Origin of the sequence: Microbacterium sp. SCN 69-37 (assembly GCF_001724435.1) — a bacterium.
Classification (GTDB): Bacteria; Actinomycetota; Actinomycetes; order Actinomycetales; family Microbacteriaceae; genus Microbacterium; species Microbacterium laevaniformans.
In genome coordinates, this window is record NZ_MEEL01000005.1 from 1 (window position 1) to 13,003 (window position 13,003).

The 13,003-nt window shown below is 65.7% G+C and carries 15 protein-coding genes; 7 read left to right on the forward strand and 8 right to left on the reverse strand.

The features are described 5' to 3' along the window. Window positions 1–253 precede the first annotated feature (253 nt). Together ABS64_RS00785 and ABS64_RS00790 are read right to left on the reverse strand one after the other, a co-directional pair. Window positions 254–1,372: a site-specific integrase gene (locus ABS64_RS00785; protein ID WP_292680095.1), complete on the reverse strand. Its 1,119-nt coding sequence runs from the start codon at window positions 1,370–1,372 to the stop codon at window positions 254–256. Between the two features lie 13 nt (window positions 1,373–1,385). Then, window positions 1,386–1,988, reverse strand: coding sequence for a hypothetical protein (locus ABS64_RS00790; protein WP_292680097.1), 603 nt, complete (start codon window positions 1,986–1,988; stop codon window positions 1,386–1,388). A gap of 113 nt (window positions 1,989–2,101) precedes the next feature. On the opposite strand from ABS64_RS00790, the gene ABS64_RS00795 reads away from it, so the two are divergent. The 5 genes from ABS64_RS00795 (at window position 2,102) to ABS64_RS00815 (ending at window position 4,194) form a co-directional block, all read left to right on the forward strand. Continuing rightward, window positions 2,102–2,353, forward strand: coding sequence for a helix-turn-helix domain-containing protein (locus ABS64_RS00795; RefSeq protein WP_292680099.1), 252 nt, complete (start codon window positions 2,102–2,104; stop codon window positions 2,351–2,353). A gap of 8 nt (window positions 2,354–2,361) precedes the next feature. Then, on the forward strand, window positions 2,362–2,613 hold the full coding sequence (locus tag ABS64_RS00800; RefSeq protein WP_292680115.1) for a glutaredoxin family protein: 252 nt from the start codon (window positions 2,362–2,364) through the stop codon (window positions 2,611–2,613). After that, a complete protein-coding gene (locus ABS64_RS00805) occupies window positions 2,610–3,500 on the forward strand; it encodes a hypothetical protein (RefSeq protein WP_292680100.1) in 891 nt (296 codons plus the stop codon). The genes ABS64_RS00800 and ABS64_RS00805 overlap by 4 nt, the downstream gene beginning before the upstream one ends. Further along, complete coding sequence (locus ABS64_RS00810) at window positions 3,497–3,772, forward strand: hypothetical protein (RefSeq protein WP_292680101.1); 276 nt, start codon at window positions 3,497–3,499, stop codon at window positions 3,770–3,772. The genes ABS64_RS00805 and ABS64_RS00810 overlap by 4 nt, the downstream gene beginning before the upstream one ends. A gap of 215 nt (window positions 3,773–3,987) precedes the next feature. Next, entirely contained in the window at window positions 3,988–4,194 is a 207-nt protein-coding gene (locus ABS64_RS00815) for a hypothetical protein (protein ID WP_292680103.1), read from the forward strand. 75 nt (window positions 4,195–4,269) lie between these two features. On the opposite strand, the gene ABS64_RS00820 is transcribed toward ABS64_RS00815, so the two are convergent. Beyond that, complete coding sequence (locus ABS64_RS00820) at window positions 4,270–5,304, reverse strand: PD-(D/E)XK nuclease family protein (RefSeq protein ID WP_292680105.1); 1,035 nt, start codon at window positions 5,302–5,304, stop codon at window positions 4,270–4,272. A 198-nt stretch (window positions 5,305–5,502) separates the two neighbouring features. Between ABS64_RS00820 and ABS64_RS00825 the strand changes: the two genes are divergently transcribed. Together ABS64_RS00825 and ABS64_RS00830 are read left to right on the forward strand one after the other, a co-directional pair. Beyond that, entirely contained in the window at window positions 5,503–5,757 is a 255-nt protein-coding gene (locus ABS64_RS00825; protein ID WP_292680106.1) for an addiction module protein, read from the forward strand. Then, window positions 5,757–6,095 (forward strand): helix-turn-helix domain-containing protein, encoded by a 339-nt coding sequence (locus tag ABS64_RS00830; RefSeq protein ID WP_292680108.1) that lies wholly within the window; start codon window positions 5,757–5,759, stop codon window positions 6,093–6,095. Before ABS64_RS00825 ends, ABS64_RS00830 begins: the two co-directional genes overlap by 1 nt. A gap of 53 nt (window positions 6,096–6,148) precedes the next feature. On the opposite strand, the gene ABS64_RS00835 is transcribed toward ABS64_RS00830, so the two are convergent. From ABS64_RS00835 to ABS64_RS00855, 5 genes are all read right to left on the reverse strand, one after another. Further along, window positions 6,149–7,153, reverse strand: a complete 1,005-nt coding sequence (locus ABS64_RS00835; RefSeq protein ID WP_292680110.1) for a zeta toxin family protein — start codon at window positions 7,151–7,153, stop codon at window positions 6,149–6,151. Beyond that, entirely contained in the window at window positions 7,146–7,385 is a 240-nt protein-coding gene (locus ABS64_RS00840; RefSeq protein ID WP_292680111.1) for a hypothetical protein, read from the reverse strand. Before ABS64_RS00840 ends, ABS64_RS00835 begins: the two co-directional genes overlap by 8 nt. A gap of 155 nt (window positions 7,386–7,540) precedes the next feature. After that, window positions 7,541–10,321, reverse strand: a complete 2,781-nt coding sequence (locus tag ABS64_RS00845; protein WP_292680112.1) for an ATP-dependent DNA helicase — start codon at window positions 10,319–10,321, stop codon at window positions 7,541–7,543. Further along, window positions 10,318–11,058 (reverse strand): hypothetical protein, encoded by a 741-nt coding sequence (locus tag ABS64_RS00850; protein WP_292680113.1) that lies wholly within the window; start codon window positions 11,056–11,058, stop codon window positions 10,318–10,320. Before ABS64_RS00850 ends, ABS64_RS00845 begins: the two co-directional genes overlap by 4 nt. Window positions 11,059–11,296: 238 nt before the next feature. Further along, window positions 11,297–12,856, reverse strand: a complete 1,560-nt coding sequence (locus ABS64_RS00855) for a DNA methyltransferase (protein WP_363331259.1) — start codon at window positions 12,854–12,856, stop codon at window positions 11,297–11,299. Between the last annotated feature and the right edge of the window lie 147 nt (window positions 12,857–13,003).

Consider the following 13,003-nt stretch of genomic DNA (forward strand, 5'->3'; position numbering starts at 1 on the left):
TCCCTCACAGATAGGCCCGAGAAGTGTTACCACCAAACAACCCCGAAGCGTCACCGATCTCTTGATGCCGATCCGTCACCGATGTCCTGAGACATGACACGCCGGAGTGCCAGCCGGGATGACAGCCGGCAAGCCGTCGGATCGGCGCCGCTGGGCCCCTGATTTCGCACGATGCCGGCACCGCGAGGGACGAGGCGCAGCGGGCAGTCGGGCACGCGCTCAGTGCGCCGGGATGTCGTGGCGAGACTGGCGCCTACAGCCCGAGCCCGCCGCCGTTCGGAGGTGGCAGCTGGGTGGGCGCGGTGGCCGACGCGTGCGCGGCGCGATCGAGCGCGGTGGCGACGTTGTCGAGGTCGTCGTCGAAGAGGTCGGAGTAGACGTCGAGCGTCATCGCGGCGGAGGTGTGTCCGAGCATTCGTTGGATGGTCTTGACGTTGGCGCCCGACTGCACCGCGAGGGAGGCTGCGGTGTGGCGAAGGTCGTGCAGAGTCATGAGGGGGAGTGCCGCTTCGCGCAGCGCCGTCTTGAACCACGACTTGGAGCCGTCGCTCGCTCGGGTGCGCCGCATGAAGCCGCCATCGGGTGCGGGAAAGATGAGCGCGTCGCGACGCCGGCCCGCGACGGCCCGTGCGAGCTCGTCGAGGATGAAGCGCGGAACGGGCACCGCGCGCGAGTCGTGGGACTTGGGGGTGCCGACGTGGAACTTACCGTGGACCTCGACGGCGTTCCGCGAGATGTGCAGCCGACCGCGAGCGAAGTCGATGTCCTCGACCCGGAGGGCCGCCATCTCGCCCCACCGGATGCCGGTGTAGGCGAGGACGAGGACGAGGAGTCGGTGCTGGCCGGACGCGTCGGCCAACTGTCGTACCTGCGCGTGGGTGAGGTAGCTGTGGCGTCTCTTCGTCTTTCGGGGGAGTGCGATGCGGCCCTTGCGTGCGGGGTTGATGGCGATGCGCCCGTCGTAGACGGCGTCGTCGAGGATGCTCGCGAGCACTCCATAGGTGCGGATGGTGACCGTCGCTCCGACCTCTTGGCTGAGGTCGGTGACCCAGGCGCGGACGTCGCTGTGCAGGATGTCGGCAACCGACCAGGCTCCCCACTTCGGCTGCACCCGGAGCCGCCAGGCCGTCTCGACAGGGGCGAACGAGGATGGCTTCATCGAGTGGCGTTTGGACTCGAGCCAGATCGTGCCGAGGTCGTCGACTTTGATGCGGGCAGCCTGCGGGTCGACGAATCCGCCCTTCACGCGGGCGGTCTCGATCTCGGCGAGCCAGAGCTCCGCGTCGCGCTTGCGAACGAACCCCCGTTTGCCGCCGTGCGTCCCGTCGGGCTTCTTGTAGCGGACGAGGTATCGCTTGCCCGCTGTGGTCATGTAGGACTGGACACTACCCACCCGCCGGTCGACCGGCGTGGAAGTTCATGCCCTTGAGGCGTCCGGCGGCGCGGGCGTCGATGATCCATGCGGATGCCGTGCGGTGCGGGATGCCGAGCTCGGTCTGGATGAGCTTCGCGGGCGGGAGCCCCGCGAGGGCGGCGGTGCCGTAGAGCAACTCGATGGCATCCAATCGCGCCTCGCTGACGCCGCGCTTGACGACCTCGGCAGCGACGGCAGGGGGCAGGATGCGTCCCTTGGCGGTGGTGAGCGCGTCCACGCTGATCCAGGTCGCGAGCGGATCGTCCTCGCGGTCCAGGGTGACGAAGATGCAGCGGGGTGCGGCGGCCTGCACGATGGCCTGGGTGCCGAGCTTCGCGACCGTCGGGTAGTTGACCTCGACGTCGTCGCGCAGCGCCGTGTGGGTCACCTCGCGGGTGACGTACCGGCCCTCACCTGCGAGGTAGCTCGCAGTCAGCGACGTCCGGACGCCGGCGTCGGAGTCGTCGCGGGTGGCGACGAATGTCGGGACAATGCGCAGCGCGGACCCGACCGCCTGTGCGGCGTGACGCCAGGTGATGTCCTGACCGTCGGGTGTTCTCACGTCGACCTTCACCTCCCCAGTTTGCCTAACCGCGCGGCGCTTTCACATTCGCCTCTTGTGCAGAGTAGCAGATAGTGCTTCACTCATGTCTAACCAATCCGAACATGACACGAGAGAGGTGAATCATGGTCAGTGTTCTTCAGTTGCAGGTGGAGGATCCCGAGCACACGTTCCTCACGCCCCAGGAGCTTGCCGAGCAGCTCGGCCTGTGTGTGAGCAGGCTCAGCGCGTGGCGGCAGCACGGGGGAGGGCCGGCGTTCGTCAAGCTGGGTCGCTCCGTGATCTACAAGGTGGCCGACATCGAGCGGTGGCTCGAAGCATCCACTCGGTCGAGCACCGCGGAGGCCCCGCTCCCGCGTGGGAGGCGAGTGCAGTGAGAGGCGTGGTGCTCTTCTCCGCGGGCGAAGAGTGTCAGGGCTGCCGGCTCACGCGGAGGTGCATGGATGCCGCCGGCATCCCGTATCGCGACATCGACCTCACCGACCCGGCCAACGCGCGGTACCTCGTCTACGTCACCCGCGTCCTCGGGCATGTCAGGGCGCCGGTCGTGGTGGTCGATGACGATCACCACTGGTCGGGGTTTCGTCCGGATCTGATTTCTGAGCTGCACGCGAGCGGGACGGGGATGTCGCGATGAGCGAGGAACCCTTCGCCGGCGACATCGTACAGGCGGAAGCGCTGATAGCTCGGTTGCGTGACCAGCTCGGCCGACTCAACGACGAGCAGGAAGAGGCACGACGTGAGGCGCGCCGGGCGTACTCGCGCGCCTACTACGCGGCCCACCGTGACGAGCAGCGCGCGTACCAGAAGCAGCAGCGCGAGAAGCGCAAGCAGGCCGACCCGGAGCGGTATCGTGCGCAGCGCCGCGACGTCCGGCGACGGTGGGAGGCGGGGCACCGCGAAGAGCTCAATGCTGCCAACCGCAAGCGCTACCAGGCGAACCGCGCGGAGGTGACGGAGGCCAGGCGGCAGAAGTACTGGGCCGACCCCGAGACAGCGCGCCGCAAACGCCGCGAGTCCTACGCGGCCCACAAGGCGCGAACGGCCGAGGTCGAGGCAGCGCTGCCTCCGAGCGCGACGTATCGAGCCGAGTTGGGGATGCCGGTGTCCGGCCTGCATCCCGTGGCGCCGCAGACGAGGCGACGCAACCTGGCAGAGGCCGACGCCTTCTTCGCGCGGCCGCGGAGTGAAGCGGAGCTGAGCCGCATCCGAGCGGAAGGCGAGACGCCTCAGGACCTGCTGGCCGCGTGGGAACGAGACTCTCGCCGGGCCCGAGCCGCGCACCACCTTGCAACCCAGGGCGAAGAACTCGCCCGGCTGCACGCCGAGCTCACTCGCCTCGAGAAGCGTCGCGCCCCGGGGAGGCGTGCCCAGCGCGAGACCGAAGAAGCCCGCCTCGACGCCATCGCCCGCCAAGTCAACGACCGGCTGCGCCTGCGCGAACGGCGCCCCGTACCGGCGGGCGACCCGGCCGCACCCCACCCCCACTTGATTCAGCACACCCAGACAGGACTCCAGCGATGAACACCACAACTGAATCCATCCCGCTTGACCGGGCCGTCGCCGAGGCGGTCATCTACCGCGTCGCCCTGAGCGCCTTCACCTACTTCCCCGGCAGGGAGGACCGCGAACCCGGGTACTCGCTCGCTGAAGACGTCGACTGGTGCCTTGCGCCGATCCCAGCCGCCGACCGCATCCGGGTTCGGGGGCTGCGGGCGCAGGCCGAGCACGTGATCACCCACCCCGACGCAGATCGCCAAGCCTTCATGCTCGCGATCCTCGACCTGACGTCGTAGGTGATGACGATGCAGGGGCGGGTGTTCCTGGCGGCTGAGAGTAGCGTCCTCCGGGGTGCTCCGTTCCGGGCTTTCGCGGCATATGCTCCCTCGCTGCGCTCGGTCCGCTATTCCACGACCCGGCACTGCGCACCCCCGCGGGCGCTCCCCGTAGCCACTTACCAGGAAGCCCCCGAAGAGAAGTCGCGACTGGCGGTGCCGCGATGAACCTGCCCATGGATGCCGTGGTGCTCGTCGTGCTCGTCGCGGTGGGCGGCGCTGCGCTCGCGATGGTCGTGGCCGCGATGGTCGGTTGCGTTCTGCGCGGACGGCTACGTGCGCTCCCCAGACTTGGGATCAGCGCGTTGATCCTGGTCGCGGCGGTCCTGGTCTGCGCAAGTGTCCTCGCCGGGCGGATCGACGTGAGCGCCGGGATCGGCTGACTCGTTCCGGTAGGTCAAAACCTTCACACGACGCAAAGGTATTGACGGCCGTGCGGGTGGAGCCGGGCCGCACCTTCAGTCGCGCAGCCCCCTGATCTGCGCGTGCACTGCGTGCGCCGCCTCAATGAGACCCCCGACCGTCAGCGTCGGCGTCTTCACATACTGGTAGACGAATGCCGGCGCAAAGTGGTTGAACTCCTTTCGCCCGTGGTGGTGCTGCGGGTGGTCGCCGGGGAAAGTGAAAAACTCCGGGTGTGCGCGGCTGACTTCCTCTCGGCGCTGCTTGGACTCGGCAGTGCGCCCCTCGATCCCGCGCCCGCGATACACCACGGCACGGCGGAACTGATCTCCCTGGAACTGCCAGCCGAGTAGAACATCGCGTCCATCGACCTTTGCGTCCTCGAGGATCTCGACCAGCGGTGTGGAGTTGCTCAGGTCGCCTTTCGCAGGCGGTGCGAGGCCCGGAATGCGTTCGTTGAGGAGCCGGGCGACGCGCTGCGCACGTGCCTTCTGGAGCGCGGCGCGCATCTGCGAACTATCGATCGATGACAGCACTGTCCCGGAGAGCCAGACAGGCTCATCGTCGGACCGCACGTCGACCGCTGACACCAGCCGGTGCAGGTCGGAGGCGAGCGCGGCGTAGCGGCGCATGGTCTCGACCTCGTACGACGAGGTGGCGGGAAGCGCGTCGAGGATCCGCTCTGCGAGTTCTCCGTAACTGACGTAGCGCCAGTCGCCAAGGTCAAAGTCGGGCGTGCTGGCGGAGAGCAGAACAAGAGCGGGTTCGGGTTGCCATGTCGCGGTCGCGGACTGATACTTGGCGAGCTGTGCGCGTTGGGGGAGTGAGAACACTTTGTTCTCGATAACGAGCGACGCATGCTCCGGCCAGTGCAGCACGAGATCGAGGTGGCCATGCTCCCGCTTGACATCGCGGGGCCGACCGGTTCCCGCGCGCGTGAGCGGTTGGAAGGTCGCGTCGGCCGCCTCTGGCAACGTTTCGAAGTACCACGCGATCAGGTTCGAGTGGAACAGTTCGCGCTGTCCATGCATGAGACGGCCGAGAGGGTTAGCGTGGATGCGGCGGGCTGCAGCAGTGAAGTCATCGGTCATGGCCCGTTCAGGGTACGGCGAACCACCGACGTCGTCCATCGAGGCCACGAAGCGGTGTGTGCGACTGCGAAACCTGCTGAGCCCGTGACTCGGGACTTGGGCCCCGACAGCGGCTGATCACGCGAAGGGCCGTCACGCGACGCCCTCGGCTTCGATGGCTCCGTATCGGTCGTCGGTGTCCCGCCGTACGCTCGGAGCATGAGACTTGCGGAGTTGATCGAGAAGGCGCGCGAACTTACGCCCGCTGACTGGGTCATTCTTGCCAACGAGCTCCTCGACAGCGTCGAGCTGCCAGGCGAGTCCGATCCAGCGCTCGACGAGGTGTGGGCGTCTGAGTTTCGTCCGCGCATCGATGACATCGAAAGCGGCAAGGTGAAGCTTGTCGACGGCAGCGAGACCATGCGCATCGCTCGGGAGCGGATCGCGGCACGCCGCGCGCGTCAGAACGTGTGATGGCTGAGAACTGGCGGGAACACCGCGCGGCCTGTGCCGAGCTTCATGCGGAAGCTGATCACCTACCGGTGGACGCGCGCTCGCGTGGCCAGCGGGTCGTCGTCAGGCACGGAGGCGCCGAGGTCAGTCTCGCCGAGGCGGCGGCGCTGCTCGGTGTGTCGCGCCCCCAGGTGCGCAAATTCATGGACGAGGGAAAGCTCGGCTTCCGCAGGGTTGGCGCGCACCACCGCATCCCTCTGGAATCCATCGAGGCGTTTCGGGCGTGGGAGTGGCAGCAGGTGACGGCGGGCGTGGAGGAGCTGTCCCGGCTGCAGAACGAGTTGGGCCTGCTCGAGTGACCTCCGCCTCCGGTGACGAACGCGCGCCGATGTGTGCGCAGGCCGCAACGCCGTCAGCGCGAGATCCCGATCGACACGTCGGGTGGGGTGATCGCCGGGCCCGCTTCATCGATCGCTCGGGACGTTACAACTCGGCGGATGCCCTCGACCCGCGCCACAATCGCAGCGGCAGCGTTCGAGCGCGCAAGCGAATCCGCCGGCAACGTGATCTGCGGCAGCACCTCGCTCGCGGCGATCGTCTGCAACTCGAGCAGGACCTCCGCCGTCGACCGGTCGAGTGACTCCTCCGAGAGTGCGTAGTCGGTCGCGGCGCGCAACTCCGACAGCCACCGCATCGCCGCCGCGTTCGGCATAGGTGCCGAGTGCGCGGCGATCAGTGCCCGGCTCGCACCCGCGAACGCGCGGTCGTCAGAACGGGACGCGTCGAACACGGATGCCCCGGTGTCGCTGAACAAGGTCAGTCGATCGACCGTGGGGGATGCCTCCAGCCCGCCGACCAGCGCACGGACGGCGTTCCATGACTCATCATGCCGCGCGAGGTCTGGGGGAGCACCGGCACGCCCCGCGCGACGATCCAGCAGATGGCGAGAAGCAGCGGCGAGGAGGCTTTGCGCGCGCGCCGTCGCCACGACGACCACACGGGTCGAGAACCCGCTCCGGGCGAACGAGTCAGCCAGCCCGAGCGCGTGGGCAGGGGAGCTGATGGACGATTCGACTAGAACCGAGTGGCGCGTCTCGCGTGCAAGTGCGATCGAGCGCGCTGCCCAGTAGGTGGCCGGCTCCGACAGCAGCGTCAGCGCCCGCGGTGAGCGGGAGCGGAGGAGATCCGCATAGCGCGGGTGGAAGGCTCGCAGGCGCTCTGTGTCGACGATCCCGGCGCGGGGGTCGTCGCGGCGCACGCTGCTCGTGGCGCGAGCCGCAGCCGCGCCGGGCTGCCCGACGACCAAGGTGAAGGTCGGGTCGGCGGATGGTTCACGGTTGGCGCCGAAGACGACAGGCAGCACGCGACTCTGAAGGATGACGTCCCGCTCTTCGTCACTCAATGACAGCTCAGACATGGCGCGCCGCTCGCAGGTCGCTCAACTGCGTCTCGAATCTCTCACGCGCAGCATCCACCGCGGCGCGATCGAAACCGTCGACAGACTGCGCGTCATCGAGGACCGACGCCGCCCCCGTGACGTCAGGCGGAGATTCGTCGAGGAGAAGCGACACGAGGGCATCCGCGGCAGCACGCATCTGCTCGTACGCGACCGAGTCGTTCGCGCGCCACGCTGACCTCTCGACCGGCATCCTGCCTCCTCACCCCAGCCTATCGACGCCCTCTGGATTGAGGACTCTCGGTGTGCGATCGCCTGGAGCTGGATGCGGCACGGCGTCCAGACTTGGGGCTCTGACGGCAGAAGTTGGGCTCGGCCTCGACCTCACCATCAGCAGTCGCCGTATGTCTAGAGCGCCCCCGTCGTGAGCCATGCCAGGTCGTTGTACGCGGTGTCCTTCGAGTGGTCGTGTCCACACGGGAAGTGGTCGGTGCGAATGTCGCCGGCGACAGCCTCGATCTTCGAACGGATGCCGGCGAGGAGCGTCGCGTCCACCGGTTCGTTCAGGTGATCCCCCTTGTCATCAAGGTTGAGCACTTGAATGCGGTCCGCAGATGTCCCGGTCAACTCTTGGTAGCCGAGGGCGTAGACGCTGAGTTGGTCACGCGTCATTGAGGTCTTCTGCGCATCTTCCGTTGACTTGAAGTCGACGATCGATACCTCGTCGGTCTCGAGTCGCTTGATGAGGTCAATGCGCCCGTCGACAGTCACGCCAGGCGACACGACAACCTCGATCTGCTTCTCGGAGTGTTCGGTACGCGTGAGGTCGTCGCCGTGCTCATCGAAGTAGCGTGCCAACGCCTTGATCGCAGAGCCACGCAATTGCTCGCGCAACGCGGGATACGCGTAGGGCGTGTGCAGATGCCGGTCGACGAGATCCTCGACTTCGTCCTTCATGGGAACGTCGCCCGCGAGTGACCGCTTGTGCATCTCCGCCAGAGCATCGTGCAGACCCTTGCCGTATCCAAGAGCCTCGTGGATTGGTGGGTTGAAGCCATACATGAAGCGCAACTTGAACTGGTAGGGGCATTCCAGCAGGTACTTCAACTCGGAGAACGAGATGGTGATCGCGGGAGTTTCGACCTTCGGGACCGGGGTGAGCCGATCGACCGGAGGCAAGCCCGGGTCTGTTGTCAGGACCCAGTCCGACCCCGAGACATCTCGGAAGAAGTCCGACTGCCGGCGTGCCTGCTGGTTCGAGGCGATCGGCGCCCACGACATGTAGAGGTACTTCTGTGCTCGGGTCACGGCGACATAGAACAGTCGCGTCTCCTCCGACAGGCCGCCGCGATACCGTGGGCCGTTCGGAACGGCCTCGACAGGAATCACGTGAAAGACATTGAGGCCGCCGCTCGAACGGATCGGAAAGCGATTCTTCCGCAGGCACGGCACGAAGACGGCGGGCCACTGCATGCCCTTCGCTCGGTGCACCGTCGTGATGGTCACTGCATCGGGGGTGGCGAAGCTGGCGTCCTCGTCGGCCTCTTCGTAGTACGCGGGCGCTTGATTCTGTTGTGTGACGAACTTCACGAACCCCTCGTACTTGCGCCTCGGGTCGGAGGCGAAGTTGATGGACTCGAAGTCAGAGATCACCTGCGAGAACTTACCGAGCTGGTACATCACAAGCTCTGCCCGCGCGGGCGTACCCGGGATAGTCGCCTCACGGATATCGAGTGCTTCGAGCACATCCAGGTACAGTCGCTGAATGTTGTATGTTCCCCAGCGATCGCCACGATCGAAGTCCGAACCCTGCCGGAGGATGTGGATGCCGCGGGCGAGCAACTCCGCCGATCCCAGCAGGTTTGCGTTGCCGAACAGTCGCCGCAGCTCGACTTCGTCGATCTCGTCGACCATGAACTGAAACATGCCCACGAGCGCCACGATCTCAGGAGCGTCGAACAGTCGCGCCAGCCCCTTGATGATGTACGGGATGCCGCGGCGCCGGAGCTCGTCGACCAGCGGTTCGGCGTCCTTGACGGTGCGATAGAGGACGGCGCAATCCGACCACGAGAGGCCGCGCGGAGCGGCCTCCGGTGTATCGATGAACGGCATCCCGCGTAGCGCTTCTACTCGGTCGGCGATCCAGGCCGCCTCCGTGCTCGGGTCGACGAACTCGAGCGCGAGCATGTCGCCCCGCTCCCACACCTGGTGCGACGCGTACTCCATCGCCTTGGGCAGTCGTTCTTCGGGAGGCAGCCACTCGGCGACGGATCTACCGAGCCGCACGATGCCTTTGGAGGAGCGGAAGTTATCGGCCAGCTCAATCGTGCGCACATCCTCGTGCCGATCGGCGAAGGTGAGGATGTTCGACACCTCCGACCCGCGCCACTGGTAGATCGTCTGATCGTCGTCGCCGACGACGCACAAGTTTGCTCCCCAACGCACGAGTCCGGCGATGAGCTTCTCCTGAAGTGGGTTGACGTCCTGGTACTCATCGACCACTACATACTTGACGTCTTCTCGCACGTACCGAAGCATCTCCCGCTCTGAGCTGGAGAGGTCAGGATCGTCTGGATCGGACTCGAGGAAGGCGACGGCCGTCGCGATCATCGCCGTGTAATCGAAGTACTTCCTCCGTGACAGCAGCTCAGCGTACGAATGCAGGCTCTCTGTCACCCCGTCGGGCACCAGCTCGAAGTCGACTTCGTCTTCCTGCAGCACCGCGAGCACCTGCATGTACAGCTTCGAGTCCGCATAGCGCCACAGCGTCGGGCGGCTTGGCGCCGTCGTCGGGCACGTGGTCAGCCCCGACTTCGTGGACTCTCGATCAATCAGAAGCCGCTGCGTGATGTCGGTCAACACCCCGTACTTGAATGCCTCGGGCACATACGTCTGCAGCAGGCTCAGTGCGAATCCGTGCATCGTGCCGACGTACATCTCCGCCAACCCAGGCAAGTCGCCGTGCTCATCGCGCACGATCCGGTGGATGCGGTCCTTGAGCTCCGCCGCGGCCTTCTCCGTGAAGGTGAAGGCGATCACGTTCCCTGGCCGCGCGCCGGGCAGAGAAAGGATGCGCGAGATGCGCTGTGAGATCACCTGGGTCTTACCGGAGCCGGCGCACGCGATCAGCTGGAGAGGCGCCGCGACCTCATCGATCGCGGCTTGCTGGGCAGGCGTGTAGGCGGTCACGTCTCGGTCTTGCCGGTCGCGGGGGAGATTCCCTGGGAGGAGCCATCTACGACCTCCGCAAGCACAAGTTGGAGAACGGTGCTGCCCTGCTTCGCCACGGTGAAGACATCTTGGCATGCCGTCACCTGGACCTGTACCGTATATCCGCTCGCGGACGCAGACGACGCGTCCGCGCACGCGGTTTGCAGCCAAGAGTTCGCGAGTTGATTCGTCAACGGTTTCTTTACGAACTGCCATAGGAGGAGGTAATTGGAAATGGCAACGCCCTTGGGCACACCGAAGGTTCTGAGTTTGAACAGCTTGGAGGCGTCTGACTTTAGCTTTACGGCCGTATAGTACCCGAACTCGATGCGGGACTCTTCCGACTTTCCTGCGTTGAAGAGTGACACGTCGATTGACGGGTTTCTGCCGCTCCCGGAGGCGCGATGCTTCACCTGGCGTTCCCAGATCGGCACACTCCCGTGGAATGCAAAGCTGGCACCGCCAGCCTGGATGAACTCATCAACGACCGTGACCTCGTACTGATCCCGCTTTGCGGTTGCCGCCGCAGTTGGTGGCACGATGGTCGACATTTTGCCGTCTGAGATTGCTGATCGTTGGAGGCGTTCCTCCAAGACTCGAGTTACGTTCGTCCGAACGATGGCTGCTTCGGCGACCACCAACAGCTCCTCGAGGTGTTGAGTTGCCTTCTTCCTGGCTCTCCCGCTGCCAGCTCTGTACTTCACAATGCGTGCCACTGGTTCGAGCCCTCCTCGTCCGGGTCGACCGGGAGCCGTGCGGTGCTCGCGGTTAGCCCAATTTGAACTGTCTCGTCGTCACCGGCCCCACCGGCCCCGCCGTTATGCGACATTGCCCGCGATGACTTGCTGAGTGTGGTCACTCCAGTGTCTGTGCCGAGCGGCGCGGTCTGGATCCGTTCTGTTATCCTCGCGACGTGCGGCCGGCTTTCGCCGATGGGGTCTACGTCGTCCGCCACTACCGCACCTCCAGGACTTTCATGACCTCGTCGCCGTAGTCGTTGATGACTTTGACGGCGATCTTGCCGGTGGAGGGGGCATCGAACGGCACCGACACGGCGCGGTAGAGGGTCGCCCAGGCGTCGGGGTCGATGTCAGCTTTCAGAGCGGTCTTGAGCGACTTGAACGGGTCGTTGTCGCCGAGGAAGTAGGCGTGGCGGACGAAGAACGACTCGCCGTCGTAGTCGGTGTCGACCATCCAAAGCGCGATCTCCTTGGTGGAGTTGGAGCGCACCTCGCCTGACGTTGGGTCGTATACATCGACGCCGCGCACCTCGACCTGCCACTGGTCGCCGACACGGGTGAGCGCGAGGTCGGGCTCTCCGAACACCGTGAACAGGTTGCCCGTGCCGGTCTTCTTCAGCTCTTCGCCCATCAGCAGGTCCACGTTCATACGCACGACCAGCACCTTCACTCGCCCAAGGTCACGCACGCCGGCGACGACGGCGAAGCCCTCGTCATCGGTCTCGACGCCGAGCTGTGGATCAAACGCGAAGCCGAGCACCGCAACGAGCGGTGCGCCCGCCTCGATGGCCTCTTTCGCCGCTGCCTTGATGAAGGATGCCGACACTGTGCCATACTGCGGGCCGATCGCAATCGCCACCCGGTCGCCGGTGTCTTTCTGCGTGCCGACGGCCTGGATGTAGGCGCTGGGATGCGCGTCGATCGACTCGAACGTCAGCCGCTCGGACTTGCGGCCGTTCTGGATGCCGGCAGCGCGCAGGTTCGCAAGGATCGACTGCTCAAAGGAGGGCTGGTCGGCCTCGACGGCGCCGGAGCGCAGGTCGTCCGCCTCGTCGAAGGACACACTCCGGTGTGGTGACAGCGACTCGACCGTGAACGGGCCGGCGACGCGCACGCGCGATTTATCTTCGAGCGGCTGGTCGTAGAGCAGCTCGAAGTCGGCGTGACGCTTGATCGCCGCGTCGATCTCGTCGCGCGTCATGCCCTCACGGATGTCGGGGTTGTTTGCGATTGACTTCAGGGTTACGTGTTGCACCTTCTTGCAGACAAATCCGTGCCGCAGATCGCCGGTTGTGGTCGCGGGCGGAAGGCCCTCAGCCTTGCGGCCCTCGTCGCTGTCGGCGAGCGTGAAGAACGGGAACTTCGCGCCCATGATCCGCTGCCGGGCGAGCGCGAGCGCCACCCGCGAGGTGTCGATCGTGATCCAGCGACGCCCCCACTGCTCTGCGACGAATGCGGTTGTTCCGGACCCGCACGTCGGGTCGAGTACGAGGTCACCGGGGTCCGTGGCGAGTTGCACACATCGTTCAATCACCTTTACGCCAGTCTGGACCACGTAGATCTTCGACTCGTTGAATCCACCAGATCGAGTGTCATCCCAGACGTCTGCAATCGGCTGAAGCGGGAAGTCATCGAAGAAGCGAAGGAACGCGAGGTTGTTACCGACTGCCAGCAGCCGACGCGCGGCGGCGAGCCGGTCCATACCCTGGCGGTCCGTTCGGAAAGTGCCTCTTCCGGGAGTGAACCTCCTCCCCTCGAATTGGTACTCACGCATATCAGCACCCTGCGCGGGGCGCTGATTTGTAAGTGGATTTGCGCGATATGCGGCTCATCGCAATTGAGGGTGTAGCAGTGGCCTGAAGCCGCCGGCTTCGAGCAGTGATCTGGCGATGTAGTTGGTGAGGTTGCGGAAGCCGAGGGC